This is a genomic window from Streptomyces sp. GESEQ-4 (genome assembly GCF_017948455.1).
GTDB lineage: Bacteria > Actinomycetota > Actinomycetes > Streptomycetales > Streptomycetaceae > Streptomyces.
Genome location: NZ_JAFFSU010000028.1, coordinates 93,674 through 109,493, shown reverse-complemented (window position 1 = coordinate 109,493; position 15,820 = coordinate 93,674). Strand labels below are relative to the sequence as shown.

The 15,820-nt window shown below is 70.3% G+C and carries 15 protein-coding genes and 1 pseudogene; 11 read left to right on the top strand and 5 right to left on the bottom strand.

The window, feature by feature from the left end; all coding sequences use genetic code 11:
• Positions 1-502: 502 nt before the first annotated feature.
• From KCH48_RS35755 to KCH48_RS35745, 3 genes are all read left to right on the top strand, one after another.
• Positions 503-1,162, top strand: a complete 660-nt coding sequence (locus tag KCH48_RS35755) for a response regulator transcription factor (protein WP_307841042.1) — start codon at positions 503-505, stop codon at positions 1,160-1,162.
• Between the two features lie 308 nt (positions 1,163-1,470).
• Complete coding sequence (locus KCH48_RS35750) at positions 1,471-3,399, top strand: 2-oxoacid:acceptor oxidoreductase subunit alpha (protein WP_210581148.1); 1,929 nt, start codon at positions 1,471-1,473, stop codon at positions 3,397-3,399.
• The gene (locus tag KCH48_RS35745) at positions 3,392-4,471 is read left to right on the top strand and encodes a 2-oxoacid:ferredoxin oxidoreductase subunit beta (RefSeq protein ID WP_210581146.1); all 1,080 of its coding nucleotides are present in this window, start codon (positions 3,392-3,394) and stop codon (positions 4,469-4,471) included. Before KCH48_RS35750 ends, KCH48_RS35745 begins: the two co-directional genes overlap by 8 nt.
• Before the next feature lie 119 nt (positions 4,472-4,590).
• Here the strand turns inward: KCH48_RS35745 and KCH48_RS35740 are convergent, their stop codons facing one another.
• From KCH48_RS35740 to KCH48_RS35730, 3 genes are all read right to left on the bottom strand, one after another.
• The gene (locus KCH48_RS35740) at positions 4,591-4,848 is read right to left on the bottom strand and encodes a hypothetical protein (protein WP_210581144.1); all 258 of its coding nucleotides are present in this window, start codon (positions 4,846-4,848) and stop codon (positions 4,591-4,593) included.
• A 167-nt stretch (positions 4,849-5,015) separates the two neighbouring features.
• Positions 5,016-5,579, bottom strand: a complete 564-nt coding sequence (locus tag KCH48_RS35735) for a DUF6082 family protein (RefSeq protein ID WP_210581142.1) — start codon at positions 5,577-5,579, stop codon at positions 5,016-5,018.
• A gap of 238 nt (positions 5,580-5,817) precedes the next feature.
• Positions 5,818-6,204 carry a helix-turn-helix domain-containing protein gene (locus KCH48_RS35730; protein ID WP_210581140.1) on the bottom strand — a complete coding sequence of 129 codons (387 nt, stop codon included), beginning with the start codon at positions 6,202-6,204 and terminating at the stop codon, positions 5,818-5,820.
• Between the two features lie 90 nt (positions 6,205-6,294).
• Here KCH48_RS35730 and KCH48_RS35725 point away from each other — a divergent pair, with 90 nt between their 5' ends.
• Positions 6,295-7,149, top strand: a complete 855-nt coding sequence (locus KCH48_RS35725; protein WP_210581138.1) for an SDR family oxidoreductase — start codon at positions 6,295-6,297, stop codon at positions 7,147-7,149.
• Positions 7,150-7,241: 92 nt separating this feature from the next.
• Positions 7,242-8,144, top strand: a pseudogene (gene rarD / locus KCH48_RS35720) (EamA family transporter RarD); the annotation flags it as partial.
• On the opposite strand, the gene KCH48_RS35715 reads toward rarD, so the two are convergent.
• Complete coding sequence (locus KCH48_RS35715; protein WP_374104745.1) at positions 8,042-9,553, bottom strand: MFS transporter; 1,512 nt, start codon at positions 9,551-9,553, stop codon at positions 8,042-8,044. The pseudogene rarD and the gene KCH48_RS35715 sit on opposite strands and share 103 nt — an antisense overlap.
• A gap of 99 nt (positions 9,554-9,652) precedes the next feature.
• Here KCH48_RS35715 and KCH48_RS35710 point away from each other — a divergent pair, with 99 nt between their 5' ends.
• The 3 genes from KCH48_RS35710 (at position 9,653) to KCH48_RS35700 (ending at position 11,677) form a co-directional block, all read left to right on the top strand.
• Positions 9,653-10,099, top strand: coding sequence for a helix-turn-helix domain-containing protein (locus KCH48_RS35710; RefSeq protein ID WP_210581134.1), 447 nt, complete (start codon positions 9,653-9,655; stop codon positions 10,097-10,099).
• Positions 10,100-10,125: 26 nt separating this feature from the next.
• Positions 10,126-10,593: a VOC family protein gene (locus tag KCH48_RS35705; RefSeq protein WP_210581132.1), complete on the top strand. Its 468-nt coding sequence runs from the start codon at positions 10,126-10,128 to the stop codon at positions 10,591-10,593.
• Positions 10,594-10,732: 139 nt separating this feature from the next.
• Positions 10,733-11,677, top strand: a complete 945-nt coding sequence (locus KCH48_RS35700) for a M28 family metallopeptidase (RefSeq protein WP_210581130.1) — start codon at positions 10,733-10,735, stop codon at positions 11,675-11,677.
• Between the two features lie 27 nt (positions 11,678-11,704).
• Here KCH48_RS35700 and KCH48_RS35695 read toward each other — a convergent pair whose 3' ends face one another.
• Positions 11,705-13,213 carry a tetratricopeptide repeat protein gene (locus KCH48_RS35695; protein ID WP_210581128.1) on the bottom strand — a complete coding sequence of 503 codons (1,509 nt, stop codon included), beginning with the start codon at positions 13,211-13,213 and terminating at the stop codon, positions 11,705-11,707.
• A 265-nt stretch (positions 13,214-13,478) separates the two neighbouring features.
• On the opposite strand from KCH48_RS35695, the gene KCH48_RS35690 reads away from it, so the two are divergent.
• The 3 genes from KCH48_RS35690 (at position 13,479) to KCH48_RS35680 (ending at position 15,810) form a co-directional block, all read left to right on the top strand.
• Positions 13,479-13,982: a DUF6668 family protein gene (locus KCH48_RS35690; protein WP_210581126.1), complete on the top strand. Its 504-nt coding sequence runs from the start codon at positions 13,479-13,481 to the stop codon at positions 13,980-13,982.
• Positions 13,979-15,112, top strand: a complete 1,134-nt coding sequence (locus KCH48_RS35685) for an amidase (RefSeq protein WP_210581157.1) — start codon at positions 13,979-13,981, stop codon at positions 15,110-15,112. Before KCH48_RS35690 ends, KCH48_RS35685 begins: the two co-directional genes overlap by 4 nt.
• A gap of 116 nt (positions 15,113-15,228) precedes the next feature.
• Positions 15,229-15,810, top strand: coding sequence for a flavodoxin family protein (locus KCH48_RS35680; protein ID WP_210581125.1), 582 nt, complete (start codon positions 15,229-15,231; stop codon positions 15,808-15,810).
• The last annotated feature ends 10 nt before the right edge of the window (positions 15,811-15,820 follow it).

Genomic DNA, 15,820 nt, shown 5'->3' with positions numbered 1-15,820 from the left:
GGGGAGGGGGGGGGGGGGGCGGGGGCGGGGCGGGGGCGGGGGCGGGGGGGCGGGGGGGGGGGGGGGGGGGGTCGCGCGGCCGGGCGCTGACGGGGTGCCGCCTGCGCCCACCCGTGCCGCCCCAGGCGGCACGACTGCCCGCAGCTTGAGTGCGACGGGAGCTGTTTGCTGGGTGCGCGCCCGCCCCAGGCGGCACGCGTGCCCGCAGCTTGGGCGGGACAGCGGCCCGCCGCCTGCCGGGTGGGCGCCGCCCCCGCGACACGACTGCCCGCAGCTGAGCGGGCCCAACCGGCGCACCGCCTGCTGGGTGGGCGCCGCCCCTCTCCGTTCGACGGGCCGTCCGCAGCCGCGGGCGGCCGAAATACTGCCCCCTCCCCCCGGCCGCCCCCCATTCCCGCCCCCATTTCCGCAGCCCTGGCGCAGTCCGGACCGAATGCTGGGATGCTGGGGGTCTTGGTGGGTGCTGTTGGGCTGTGGGGGGCCGAAGATCGTGGAGGACAGGGTGCGTGTGGTCATCGCCGAGGATTCGGTGCTGCTCCGGGAGGGGCTGACTCGGCTGTTGACCGACCGGGGTCATGACGTCGTGGCCGGGGTGGGTGACGGGGACGCGCTGATCAAGACCATCGGCGAGCTGGACGCGGCCGGATCGCTGCCCGACGTGGTCGTGGCCGACGTACGGATGCCGCCGACGCACACCGACGAAGGCGTTCGCGCGGCCGTGCAATTGCGCAAGGCGCATCCCGGACTGGGCGTGCTCGTGTTGTCACAGTATGTGGAGGAGCGGTACGCCACCGAACTGCTGGCAGGTTCCAGCCACGGGGTCGGGTATCTGCTCAAGGACCGGGTAGCCGAGGTGCGTGAATTCGTGGACGCGGTGGTCCGGGTGGCCGAGGGCGGCACCGCCCTGGACCCGGAGGTCGTCGCGCAGCTGCTCGGCCGCTCCCGTAAGCAGGATGTGCTCGCGCGACTCACCCCACGGGAGCGGGAGGTCCTGGGCCTGATGGCCGAGGGGCGGACCAACTCCGCGATCGCCCGGCAGCTCGTGGTGAGCGACGGCGCCGTCGAGAAGCACGTCAGCAATATCTTCCTGAAGCTCGGCCTGTCCCAGAGCGACGGGGACCATCGGCGGGTACTCGCTGTTCTGACGTACTTGAACTCCTGAGGGCCTGACACCGTGTCAGTCAGTCGGGGGGCGAGGAAATCGGCGGCGAGGAAGGGCCGGTAAGCCAGACACAAGCGTGGCGCGAGAGCAAGGAACGAGGCTAGAACCGAAACCTGCACGGGAAGCGTCTTTGAGGGAAGCGCCGGGGGTCGGGAAATCATGACAAGTCAGGGCGGCGAACCGTCTCAAAGCGGTGTCCATCATGCGAATGGCCGCGGGAGGGCGCCCCTTACGGACGTAGGGTTGATCCTGGGAGGGCCTGCGGGAAGGCCGTTCCCGGACAGCCGCCTCGAGGGAGGTCCAGTTCAGTGACCAGCCAGGTCAGCAGCCCAGCGGAGCAGGCCGACGAAGCCGTCGTGGGAGAGCAGCGCAAACCGGCAGGAGAGAAGGACGTCCGCCGGCTGGACAGAGTGATCATTCGGTTCGCGGGGGACTCGGGTGACGGCATGCAGCTCACCGGAGATCGCTTCACCTCGGAGACGGCGTCCTTCGGCAACGATCTGTCGACGCTGCCGAACTTCCCCGCCGAGATCCGCGCGCCCGCAGGAACCCTGCCGGGCGTTTCGTCTTTCCAGCTCCATTTCGCCGACCACGACATCCTGACCCCGGGCGACGCGCCGAACGTGCTGGTCGCGATGAACCCGGCCGCCCTGAAGGCGAACATCGCCGATGTGCCGCGCGGCGCGGAGATCATCGTCAACACGGACGAGTTCACCAAACGGGCGATGCAGAAGGTCGGCTATGCGGCGAGCCCGCTGGAGGACGGTTCGCTCGACGGCTACAGCCTCCATCCGGTGCCGCTGACGACGCTCACCGTCGAGGCGCTCAAGGAGTTCGACCTCACCCGCAAGGAGGCCGAGCGCAGCAAGAACATGTTCGCGCTCGGCCTGCTGAGCTGGATGTATCACCGGCCCACCGAGGGCACCGAGAAGTTCCTCACCGCCAAATTCGCCAAGAAGCCCGATATCGCGGCCGCCAACATCGCCGCGTTCCGGGCGGGCTGGAACTTCGGCGAGACGACCGAGGACTTCGCCGTCTCCTACGAGGTGGCCCCGGCCGCGAAGGCCTTCCCGGTCGGCACCTACCGCAACATCTCCGGGAACCTGGCCCTGTCCTACGGACTGGTCGCCGCGTCCCGCCAGGCGGACCTGCCGCTGTTCCTGGGCTCGTACCCGATCACCCCGGCCTCGGACATCCTGCACGAGCTGAGCAAGCACAAGAACTTCGGGGTACGGACCTTCCAGGCCGAGGACGAGATCGCCGGCATCGGCGCCGCCCTGGGCGCGGCCTTCGGCGGCTCGCTGGCCGTCACCACCACGTCCGGTCCCGGTGTGGCGCTGAAGTCGGAGACCATCGGGCTCGCGGTCTCCCTGGAGCTGCCGCTGCTGGTGATCGACATCCAGCGCGGCGGGCCGTCCACCGGCCTGCCCACCAAGACCGAGCAGGCGGACCTCCTCCAGGCCATGTTCGGCCGCAACGGCGAGGCCCCGGTCCCGATCATCGCCCCGCAGACGCCGGCCGACTGCTTCGACGCCGCGCTGGAGGCGGCGCGTATCGCGCTGACGTACCGCACGCCGGTGATGCTGCTGTCCGACGGCTACCTGGCCAACGGCTCGGAGCCCTGGCGCATCCCCGACATCGACGACCTCCCGGACCTGCGGGTGCAGTTCGCACAGGGCCCGAACCACACCCTGGAGGACGGCAGCGAGGTCTTCTGGCCGTACAAGCGCGACCCGCAGACCCTCGCCCGCCCCTGGGCGATCCCGGGCACACCGGGCCTCGAACACCGCATCGGCGGCATCGAGAAGCAGGACGGCTCGGGCAACATCTCCTACGATCCCGCCAACCACGACTTCATGGTCCGCACCCGGCAGGCGAAGATCGACGGCATCGACGTGCCGGAGCTGGAGGTCGACGACCCGGACGGCGCGCGGACGCTGGTCCTGGGCTGGGGCTCGACGTACGGGCCGATCACGGCGGCGGTACGGCGGCTGCGCCGGGCCGGGGAGTCCATCGCACAGGCCCATCTGCGCCACCTCAACCCCTTCCCGCGGAATCTCGGCACGGTGCTGGAGCGTTACGAGAAGGTGGTAGTGCCCGAGATGAACCTCGGTCAGCTCGCCACGCTGATCCGGGCGAAGTACCTGGTCGACGCGCACAGCTACAACCAGGTCAACGGCATGCCGTTCAAGGCCGAACAGCTCGCCACGGTTCTCAAGGAGGCCCTCGATGGCTGAGACGTCCACGGAAGGCACGGGCACGATCGAGTCGCTTTCGCTCGTCCCCAAGGCCGAGGCCCGCCAGTCCATGAAGGACTTCAAGTCCGACCAGGAAGTGCGCTGGTGCCCCGGCTGCGGTGACTACGCGATCCTCGCGGCCGTACAGGGCTTCATGCCGGAGCTGGGCCTGGCCAAGGAGAACATCGTCTTCGTCTCGGGCATCGGCTGCTCGTCCCGCTTCCCGTACTACATGAACACGTACGGCATGCACTCCATCCACGGCCGCGCCCCCGCCATCGCGACCGGCCTGGCAGCCTCCCGCCGCGACCTGAGCGTGTGGGTCGTCACCGGCGACGGCGACGCGCTGTCCATCGGCGGCAACCACCTCATCCACGCCCTGCGCCGCAATGTGAACCTGAAGATCCTGCTCTTCAACAACCGGATCTACGGCCTCACGAAGGGCCAGTACAGCCCGACCTCGGAAGTCGGCAAGATCACCAAGTCGACGCCGATGGGCTCCCTGGACGCGCCCTTCAACCCGGTCTCGCTGGCGATCGGCGCCGAGGCGTCCTTCGTGGCCCGCACGGTGGACTCCGACCGCAAGCACCTCACCGAAGTCCTGCGCCAGGCCGCCGCCCACCCGGGCACGGCACTGATCGAGATCTACCAGAACTGCAACATCTTCAACGACGGCGCCTTCGACGCGATCAAGGACAAGCAGCAGGCCGAGGAGGCGGTGATCCGGCTGGAGCACGGGGAGCCGATCCGCTTCGGCGCCGACAGCTCGAAGGGTGTCGTACGCGACGAACAGACCGGCGACCTCAAGGTCGTCACCGTCACGCCGGAGAACGAGGCGCAGGTCCTGGTCCACGACGCCCACGCGTCCTCACCGACCACGGCGTTCGCACTGTCCCGCCTCGCCGACCCGGACACCCTGCACCACACCCCCATCGGCGTCCTGCGCTCCGTCGACCGGCCCGTCTACGACACGCAGATGGCCGACCAGCTCGACGCGGCGATCGAACAGAACGGCAAGGGCGACCTGGCGGCACTGCTGGCCGGCGGCGACACCTGGACCGTAGTCGGCTGACAGCTGTCCAGCTGTACGGCATACAGGGCCCGGGTGCGACACAGCACCCGGGCCCTCGTCGTCGTTCGGCGTTCGACCGCAAGTCCGCGCGGGAGGCGTACAGGGGGCGCACGGGTGCACTACTCGTCGGGGATGTCTTTCTTGGCGCGGATCAGGGTGTCCCGGTCGATCACGACGATGCGCTCGTAGTCGGCTCGGGCGGCATCCGCGGGAAGGTGCGGGTCGAGATCGGCGGTGGCCTCCGTGCCGATCACCGCGAAGTTGCCGTCACTCAGTTCGAAGAGGTCGGGACAGGTTTCGTTGGTGTGGCTTCCCCTGGCGCGGGGGGAGTCTCCGAGGCGACGGACGACGGTGACGGCAGGGGTTTCGCTGAACACTCGGAGGCCTCTTCATGATCCGGACGTAAGGACGTCCGGTTAAGAGTAGGCGGCCGGGTCAGGAAACTCGCCACATTCACAACTTCATCCCCACGGGCCAATTTTCACACCCATAAGTGGTCCGAAGATTACCGGAGTTGACCACTTGTCACTCGAATGCCGCATTGTCACTCAGGTGCCGCATCGACCGACCCGACGACCCACCACCGGTCCGGATCATCCGCCAGCTCCTCCAGCATCCCGTCGATCACCTTGCCCAGCCGCCGCTCCAGGGAGTCGCCGGGCAGGCTGCGCCGATGCTCGGCGGTTCGGTCCCAGTATTCGGCGAAGATGTCGTTGCGGCACAGAATCCGCAGGTGGCCCAGGAGTTCGGTCCATTCGAACGTTCCGACGCGATAGGCCAGCAGGAGCGACGCGTACTGCCCGTTGGCGAAGATCATCTGCCGGCGTTTGGCCTCGGAGACCCCGGCCAGCGTGGAGCGGGCGTCGGCCAGGGAGGGATCGTCGATGGTCCGGTTCATCTGCTCCATGGTGATGCGGTGTTCCTGGATCAGGTTCGCCCGATGGACCTCCTCGGTCATCAACGCGAGCTGCCGGAGCAAGTCCAGCAGGATTTCCTCCTGGCGTCGGCGGCGGGCCCCACGGGTGAGCGATTCCCGTAAGAGGCCGAACCCCGCAGCTACTGCAGAACCGATACTTCGCCCTACCGCGACCGGTATCTGTGTGGCCATGTCAAGACATCCCTCTGGATCTGGTGTCCGTGCACCGACGGGTGCGACGCGGGTCGGCACACAGTGGGCGTGACACCCCTTCCCAGCGTGCCCGGCGGCACAAGCAAGCGCGGGAGGCGGAGAGGGGGCGCATCGAAGGACGTGTCTCGCATGTCGACCAACGCCCCGACATATGTGTGCCCTTCGAGCGCCGCCCGCATGCGCGTCAGCCGGCCGGGACCGTATGCGTCATCCCTGCTCAGGCCTGCCTTTTCGCCGCGTCGTACGCATCCCGCGCCTCCTGCACCGCGTCCATCCGCTTCGCTGTCCACAGCGCGAGGTCGCGCACCTGTTCCGCGGCCTCGCGGCCGAGGTCGGTGAGGGAGTAGTCGACGCGTGGGGGGATCACCGGATGGGCCTCGCGGTGGACCATGCCGTCGCGCTCCAGGGTCTGCAGGGTCTGCGTGAGCATTTTCTCGCTGACCTGGCGGACCAGGCTGATCGAGCGGCGCAGTTCGCTGAAGCGGTGCGGGCCGTCGAGGAGCTGGATGAGGATCATGACGCCCCACTTGCTGGTGACGTGCTCCAGGACCAGGCGGTACGGGCACATCGTCTCGCCGTCAGCATGCCATTCGCTTACTGCCATGACAGTACCTTACTTCAAAGTGGGTACTTTCGCAGAGTTAGTGCAGGCCCTAGGGTTAGTGCCAACGCACCCCACAAGGAGTTCCTCATCATGAGCATCGTTGTCACCGGAGCCACCGGACACCTCGGCCGCCACGTCGTCGAGCAGCTGCTGGAGAAGGTCCCGGCCGATCAGATCACCGCCGTCGTCCGCACCCCGGAGAAGGCCGCCGACTTCGCGGCCCGCGGCGTGAAGATCGCGGTCGCCGACTACAACGCTCCGGAGACCTTCGACGGCCTGTTCGCGGCCGGCGACAAGGTGCTGCTCATCTCGGGCAACGAGTTCGACAAGGGCCGCGTCGGCCAGCACCAGGTCGTCATCGACGCCGCCAAGGCCGCCGGTGTCGCGCTGCTCGCCTACACCAGCGCCCCCGGCAGCCTGACCGCCGCGCTCGGCGACGACCACCGCGCCACCGAGGAGGTACTCCTCGCCTCCGGCCTGCCCTACACGCTGCTGCGCAACGGCTGGTACCACGAGAACTACACCGAGAACCTCGCCCCGGTGCTGGAGCACAACGCGGTCGTCGCCGCCGCCGGCGACGGCAAGGTCGCCTCCGCCGCGCGCGCCGACTACGCGGCCGCCGCCGTCGGGGTACTGACCGGCGAGGGGCACGAGAACAAGACGTACGAGCTGAGCGGCGACGCTGCCTGGAGCTTCGCCGAGTACGCGGCCGAGCTGAGCACGCAGACCGGCAAGGAGATCGCGTACAGCTCCGTCCCCGCCGACACTCTCGTCGGGATCCTGACCGGCGCCGGGCTGCCCGAGCCGCTCGCCGCGATCCTGGCCGGCGTGGACCAGTCCATCGAGAAGGGCGAGCTGGCCTTCGTCAACGGCGAGCTGTCCCGCCTGGCCGGCCGCCCGACCGCCCCGCTGTCCGAGGCGATCGCCGCCGCACTCAAGGGCTGAGCCTGTCGCGCCCCCGCGTGTCATGACCGTATAGCGATACGGGCATGACACGCGGGGGCGTTCGGCGCTACCTTCGTGCGGGCGAGCCACGCATGAAGGAGGAGCCGGTGACCGGGGAGCCGAAGAGTGAGCGGCGCATAGGACTGCTGAACGGCTTCGCGGCCTACGGGATGTGGGGGCTGTTTCCCCTCTACTTCCCCCTGCTCAAGCCGGCCGATCCGTCCGAGGTCCTCGCCCATCGGATGGCGTGGTCCTTCGTCGTCGTCGCCGCGGTGCTTCTCGTCGTACGACGCTGGAAGTGGGCCGGAGAGCTGCTGAGGCAGCCGCGGCGGCTCGCACTCGTCTCGGTCGCCGCGGCCGTCATCGCCGTCAACTGGGGCGTCTACATCTGGGCCGTGAACAACGACCGGGTCGTCGAGGCCTCCCTCGGATACTTCATCAACCCGCTGGTCACCATCGCGATGGGCGTGCTGCTCCTGAAAGAACGGCTGCGGCCCGTGCAGTGGGCGGCGGTCGGCATCGGATTCGCCGCCGTCCTCGTCCTGACCGTCGGATACGGGCAGCCGCCGTGGATCTCCCTGATCCTCGCCTTCTCCTTCGCCACCTACGGCCTGGTGAAGAAGAAGGTCAACCTCAGCGGCCTGGAGTCGCTGACCGCCGAGACCGCGATCCAGTTCCTGCCCGCCCTCGGCTATCTGCTGTGGCTGAGCGCGCAGGGCGACTCGACGTTCACCACCGAGGGTGCGGGGCACGCGGCGCTGCTCGCCGCGACCGGCGTGGTCACCGCGCTGCCGCTGGTCTGCTTCGGCGCGGCGGCGATCCGCGTGCCCCTGTCGACGCTGGGCCTGCTGCAGTACCTGGCCCCCGTCTTCCAGTTCCTGCTCGGCGTCGCCTACTTCCGTGAGGCCATGCCGCCCGAGCGCTGGGCCGGGTTCGCGCTGGTCTGGCTGGCGCTGACGCTGCTCACCGCCGACGCCTGGCGGTCGGCGCGCAGAGTCAGGGCCGAGATCAACAAGCCCAGCACCACCATCACGACGGGCACCCAGAGCGCCGTACGAAAGGCGGACAGCGTGGCTTCCGGCCCTGACCCGGTCGACGCCAAGCCGTAGACCGCGGTCACCGCCGAGATCCCGATCGCCGAGCCGAACTGCGTCGCGGTGTTCAGCAGCCCGCTCGCCAGCCCCTGCTCCTCCTCGGCGACCCCGTCCGTCGCCGCGATCGTCAACGGCCCGTACGCCAGCGCGAACGCCGTGCCCGAGATGATCAGCGTCGGGAACATCGCGGCGTACGACCAGTCCATGCCGACCGGCAGGAACAGCCCGTACGAGACGACCGCGAGCGCGAAACCGGCGACGATCACGCGGGCGTTGCCGTAGCGGGCGACCAGCTTCGGGGTGAGCGTCGGGGCCAGCACCATGTCACATCCCATGATCACCAGGGCGATCGCGGTCTGCAGCGACGACCACCCCCGCAGCTCCTGCATGTACAGCGTCACCACGAACTGGAAGCCGAAGAAGGCGCCGACGAACAACAGCGCCCCCAGGTCGGCCCGGACGAGCGCCCCGCTGCGCAGGATGCCGAGCCGCACCAGCGGATCCGGACTGCGCCGTTCGACGGCGACGAAAGCAGCGGCCAGCAGCAGCGCGGCGGCACCGGACACGGCGGTCAACGGCCAGCCGTGCGGACCGTGCTCCAGTCGTACGACGGTGTAGGCGGCCAGCAGCATCGCGCCGGCGGCGGTGAGCGCGCCGGGCAGGTCGAAGCCGCGGCGGGTCTTCGGCGTCGGGTCTTGCGGCGACGTGTCCTGACGCGATGCGCCCTGCTTCACCGTCTCCTGCTGGGACGTCTCCTGCCGCGGAATCAGCCGTACCGCCGGGACCAGCAGCGCCCCCGCCAGCAGCACCGGCGCGAAGAACACCCAGCGCCAGCCGAGCTGGGTGAGCAGGCCGCCGATGACGAGGCCGAGCGAGAAGCCGCCGGCGGCCGTCCCGGCGAAGACCAGCAGGGCCTTGTTGCGCTGCGGGCCCTCCGCGTACGACGTCGTGATCAGCGACAGCGCCGCCGGGGTCATGAACGCGGCCGACACCCCGGTGACGAACCGGGCGACGACCAGCATCCAGCCCTCGGTCGCGAACCCGCCGAGGCCCGAGAAGACCAGGAAGACGGTCAGCCAGAGCAGGAACATCCGGCGCCGCCCGAGCAGGTCGGCGGCCCGTCCGCCGAGCAGGGTGAAGCCCGCGTAGCCGAGCACGTAACCGCTCATCACCCAGGCCGCGGTGCCCGTGGACAGGCCGAGATCGGATCGGATCGACGGGATCGCGACGGCCATCATGGCGACGTCGATGCCCTCCAGGAAGATCGTTCCGCAGAGGACGAAGAGCAGGGCCCAGGCACGGGTGCCCATGGGGACTCCTCGGGTAGGCGAAGGCACGGGTTCCGGTTACGCGACTGAGGGTCAGTTCCCTCTTGTAACCGCCTCCAGCCTGCGGCAGCATCACAAGACATGGAAGAAGGCACTTCGAAGTCACCGAGTAACTGCGAGAGCACCGTGGACTACGGCGACGCCGACCCCTTCCAGTGGGACACCCGGGAGGGCTGCGAGGTTCGGCAGATCCTCGACCGGGTCGCCGACAAGTGGTCGCTGCTCGTCATCGCCCTGCTGGAGAACCGGCGGCTGCGCTTCACCGAGCTGCGCCGCGAGATCGACGGCGTCAGCCAGCGCATGCTGACCGTGACCCTGCGCCAGCTGGAGCGGGACGGGCTGGTGAAGCGGACGGTGCATCCGGTCGTCCCGCCACGGGTGGAGTACGAACTCACTCCGCTGGGCGGAACGCTGCACTCCACGATCCGGTCGCTGGTGACGTGGACGGAACGGCATCAGCAGGAGATCGCGGCGGCGCGGGCGGCGTACGACCGGCAGAAGGACGAGGCCGTTCAGGACAGCCGCTGACCGGAAGCGCGGCTATAAGTGGACTCATGACTGAGAGCACTCCCACACCCGTCCACTGGAAGCTCGTCATCGACTGCGCCAACCCGCAGTCCCAGGCCGACTTCTGGGCCGCCGCGCTGCACTACGAGGTCGAGGACAACAACGCCTTCATCGACCGCCTCCTCGAACTCGGCGTCCTGCCGCGCGAGGCGACCGTCGAGTTCCACGCCCGGCTGGCCTTCCGGGACCTGGTCGGCGTACGGCATCCGGACGATCCGTACGACGAGGACAACGGCGCCGGGCTGGGGCGCCGGCTGCTGTTCCAGCGCGTGCCCGAAGCCAAGTCCGTCAAGAACCGGCTCCACCTCGATCTGCACCCCGGCAAGGGGCGGCGCGCGGAGGAGGTCGAGCGGCTGCGGGAGCTGGGCGCGAGCGTGCAGCGGGAGGTGAAGGAGCCCGGCGGGGAGTGGGTCGTGATGACCGATCCGGAGGGGAACGAGTTCTGCGTGCAGTGATCCGCCCGCCGCCGCCCGATATGCGAACACACTTGTCCTGATAGCGCTCTTGACGGAGCGTCAGCCAGAGCTTCACCATCCAGGCACCCCATTCACTGTGGAATCCCCTGTGATTCCCAAGGAATTCGGAGCCCCCCACATGAAGCTCTCGGTTCCCGGACGCGTCACGGCCACCGCCGTCGTCGCGGCCGCATCGCTCCTGGTCGGCGGATCCATAGCCGGGGCGGCACCCGCACCCGCGGTGGCCGCCGCCCCCGACATCCCCGTGGCCGACGTCAAGGCACACCTCGCCCAACTCCAGTCCATCGCCACCGCCAACGGCGGCAACCGTGCGCACGGCCGGGCCGGTTACAAGGCCTCGCTCGACTATGTGAAGGCCAAGCTGGACGCGGCCGGTTACACCACGACCGTCCAGCAGTTCACGTCCTCCGGCCGCACCGGCTACAACCTGATCGCGGACTGGCCCGGCGGCGACACCAACCAGGTCGTCATGGCCGGCTCGCACCTCGACAGCGTCACCTCAGGGGCCGGCATCAACGACAACGGATCGGGCTCGGCGGCGGTACTGGAGACCGCGCTGGCCGTGTCCCGCGCGAACCATCAGCCCACAAAGCATCTGCGGTTCGCCTGGTGGGGCGCGGAGGAGCTGGGCCTTGTCGGCTCCCGCCACTACGTCAACAACCTGTCCTCGGCGAACCGGGCGAAGATCAGCGGCTATCTCAACTTCGACATGATCGGCTCGCCCAACCCCGGCTACTTCGTCTACGACGACGATCCGGCGATCGAGAAGACCTTCAAGGACTACTTCACCGGCCTCGGCGTCCCCACGGAGATAGAGACCGAGGGCGACGGCCGCTCCGACCACGCGCCGTTCAAGAGCGCGGGCGTGCCGGTGGGCGGGCTGTTCACGGGCGCGAGCCGAGCCAAGACGGCGGCGCAGGCGGCCAAGTGGGGCGGTACGTCGGGGCAGGCGTTCGACCGCTGCTACCACTCCTCCTGCGACACGACGTCCAACATCGACGACACCGCGCTGAACCGGAACAGCGACGCCATCGCGCACGCGGTGTGGGAGCTGTCCTCTTAGAAGTCCAATTAGGAGTCCAAGGTCCGGTCAGGAGTTCAGGGTCCGGGCGCGCTCGGCCAGCCGGTCCATCCGCGCCCGGGCCGACTCGAGTTGCTCGATGTCCTCGGCCGCGGGCCCGTCCTCCGCGGTGAGTTCGCTCCACAGGCCGATCAGGTCCCGGCCCAGCAGCAGGCCCTGCTCCGGGTCGCGTACCGCCCGCCAGGCGGTCGCCGCGCTCTGCACGTTGCCGTACGCGGCCTCCGCGTCGTGGGCCCGGCTGCGGATCCTGGCCAGGTCGAGGGAGAGACCGAAGGCGTGGACCGGGTCGCCCGCCAAGTACGCGATGTAGGCGGTGAGTTCACGCAGCCGCAGCACTTCCGGGTGGTCCGGCCCCAGCGTCCCCGACGCCTCCGCCACCGTCTCCGCGGCCAACTCCGCGGCCGACTCGATCCGCCCTTCCTTGACCGCCTCCCCGATCCGCGCGACCGGCTCCGCGAGCTGAGCCCCCTCGTCCCCATGCGCCCCGGCCAGCGGGTCGTCCCCCAGCACCGCTTCAGCCACCGCGTCGAACCCGCGGGGCGGGGTCGGCTTGGCCTCAGGGTCGAGGTCGGGGGCGGAGGTGTAGGGCGAGGGCGCGTCGACGGGTGGCTGCGGTTTGTGGTGGTGGGGCGGGAGGGTTGGGGAGGTCGGGGTAGGGAGGGGGGTGGGGTCCTTGAGGGCTGGGGGCGGGAGGGGCTGGGCGTCTTGGGGAGGGAGGGGCTGGGCGTCCTGAGGAGGGAGGGGCTGGGCGTCCGGGGTCGGTGGTGGGGTCGGGGGCGCGTCCATCGCGGGCGGCGGGCCGAATTCACCCATCGGTGGTGCGACTGTGCCGGGCGGGGTGTCCTGCACCGATTCCGGTAGGGCGCGCAGGCGGAAAGTGGGGGCGGCGTCGCGGGGCGCCTGCGCCTGCGGCTGCGGCTGCGATTCCGGTAGGGCGCGCAGCACGTGCGTGGACCTGTCGCGGGGCGGCGCGGGCGGACCGGGAGGGGGAGGCGGCGGCGGTACGGCGTCTCGTACGGCATCCACTGCGGGTACGTCCCCTGCGGGTGCGCCTCCTGGGGCTACGACCCCCTGCGCCGGCCCTCGCGCGGCGTCCCCCGTGGATACGCCCTCCCGCATGGGCTGCGACTCCCCCACCGTCCTCCCCGAACCCACTGCCGTCCCCGTCCCCGGACGCGAACCCGACACCGCCCCCACTCCCACCCGCACCGGCTCCGCCGTGAACTGCGTGGAGCCGTCGCCGTTCATCAGGAGCGGGACGACGTAGCCGATGCGCTCGTCGTGGATGGTGGCGTGGACGGGGTGGCCGGTGGCGAGGGCGATGCGATGGAGTTGGTTCAGGACGGTGTGCTGGAGCTCCTCGCCGGGAGCGGGGACGACGGGGACGCCGCCGACCGATGCGGTGCCCGCGCCCGGCCCCGCCACGGGGACGTGGACGTCGATGGGGGCCACCGCGGGGCCCGCCGGCTGGGCGGCGTGCTTCTGTTCCCGCTTCTTGTCGCGGCTGAGTCGAGACATCGTTCCCTCACTCGGATGTGTCGGGTCGTCCGCGGACGGGGCGTTCGGCTACGGGTTCGGTTTCCATGGTGCCCCCCGCCCCGTGGTCTCCGCTTCCGTGCCCCCCGACAGCAAGATCCGGTCGTACACGTACTGTTGAGTAGTCTCTCCGCTCGCCTCCGGTTCCCACGTCACCAGGGCGTCACAGCCTCGTCCCAGAGCTCGCGCCCCTTCGTGGAGCCGGCGCAGGCGGGGTGATCGGCGGCTCGGGAGGACGGAGTGGGGCATGCGGACGGATGTGCAGCAGGGGCCGGAGATCTGGCTCCGCGGCCCGGTGGCCGTGACGGAGCCGGAGGGCCCCGCGCATCCCGGTGCCACGGCCCGGCGCTTCTCCTGGGTCGGCACGCACGGCGGGGCGGGCGTCACCACGCTGGCCGGCGTCTACGGCGGCCAGGACTGCGGACGTGACTGGCCCGGCCCCGATGATCCGCGGTCGGTGCTGCTCGTCGCCCGCACCCACGCGACCGGCCTGGCGTCCGCCCAGCACGCCGTGGAGGTCTTCCGGCGCGGGGAGGCCCCGCAGGGACTCGACCTCGACGCCGTCGTCCTCGTCGCGGACGCCCCCGGCCGGCTGCCCCGCCCGCTCGCCCGGCAGGTCAAGGTGATCGAGTCGGTGATCGACGTGTACCGCGTGCCGTGGGTGCAGAGCTGGCGCCTGGGCGACCTGAGCGGCACGCCGCCGCGCGAGACCGCGGCCCTGGCGCGGCTCACGGAGGTAAGGACTCGCTGACCGCCACCGAGATCGCCGCCGCCGTACGGTCGGGGACGCTGCGCGCCGTCGATGTCGTAGCGGAGTCGCTGGAACGGATCCGGCAGACCGAGCCCGAGCTGTGCGCCTTCGTCGAGGTGTGGGGCGAGGAGGCGCTGCGGCGGGCGGGCGAGGTGGACGTACGGGTCGCCGCGGGCGAGCGGCTGCCGCTGGCCGGGGTGCCGATCGGCGTGAAGGGGCGGCGGCACGGGCTGCGCACGGCGGCTCCGCTGGTCGAGGCCGGGTGTGTCCCCGTGGGCGCCACGTCCGTTCCCGGGCCCGGAACTCCCTGGCAGACCTGGGGACTTGGTGCATACGGCCGTACCGTCAATCCCTGGCGCTCCGACCGCACCCCCGGCGGATCCTCCGCCGGTTCCGCCGCCGCGGTGGCCGCGGGTCTGGTGCCGCTGGCGACCGGCAGCGACGGGGCGGGGTCGGTGCGGATCCCCGCCGCCTGGTGCGGGGTCGTCGGCTTGAAGACGACGAACACCGACCGTACGGGGCTCACGGCGGCCGGGGTGCTGGCGCGGTGCGCGGAGGATGCGGCGGCGTACTGGCGGATCATGGCCGGGGACCAGCCATCGGATTCCGAAGCACCGCCATCACCGAACGCCGTCTGGTCCCCCGACCTCGGCTTCGCGGCCCCTGATCCGGACCTCGTCGCCATCGCCCGCAAGGCAGCCCAGCACCTCGCGGACACCGGAGTCGTACGCCCCGTCCGAACCACCCTCCGTCTCGAAGACCCGGCCCCCGCCTGGCTCGCCCTCCGCAACCCCGGCGCCGACCTCACCGCCGCCCACCGCCTCCGCGCGGAGAACGACCGCCGCCTCGACGCCCTCTTCGCGGACGCGGACCTGCTACTCACCCCGACCACCCCGAACCCGCCGCATGGCCACGAAGGCCCGGGCGACCGCTACTCCACGGCGCTCACCTGGGCGTTCAACCTCAGCGGCCACCCGGCACTCAGCCTCCCGGCCGGTTTCGGCGCCGACGGCTGCCCGGTCGGGCTTCAGCTGGTGGCGGCGCGCGGCCGGGAGGCGTTGCTGCTGAGGGTGGCGCGGGAGGCGGAGGGGCGAGCTGGATTGCGGGCGCGGTCGGCACCGTACAAGTGACACATGGCCCCATGGACCCACGGACTCATGGACCCATGGACCCATGGACATTTAGATGTGTGCGCATATACTGCGTACGCAAGTAGCCGTCGCACGCCGACCAAGTAGGGGATGTCATGAGCCGCCGTTTCCTGTTCCTGCTGGGCAGCAGCCGCAGTGAGGGCAACACCGAGTTGCTGGCCCGCATAGCCGCCGAGCAGTTGCCCGCGGACGTCGAGCAGGAGTGGATCGACCTCGCCGCTCGTCCGCTGCCCGACTACGAGGATCTGCGGCACGACAGCGACCATGTGCGCCCCACGGAGGGCAACACGGGGTTCCTGCTGGACGCGACGCTCTCGGCGACGGACATCGTGATCGCCTCGCCGCTGTACTGGTACTCGGTGTCCGCCCCCACCAAGCGCTACCTCGACTACTGGGCGGGCTGGCTCCGCACCCCCGGCCTCGACTTCAAGGCGACGCTGGCCGGGCGCGCCCTCTGGGGCGTCACCGCGCTCGCACACGAGGAGCGGGAGGTCGCCGACCCGCTGATCGGCACCCTCAACAACTCGGCCGCCTACATGGGGATGCGCTTCGGCGGCGTCCTGCTCGGCAACGGCAGCAAGCCCGGTGACGTACTGAAGGACACCGAGGCGCTCGCCCACGCCAAGACGTTCTTCGCGCGGGAGGCACCGCTCGCGCGCTTCCCGTACGACAGCTGACTTCTACAGC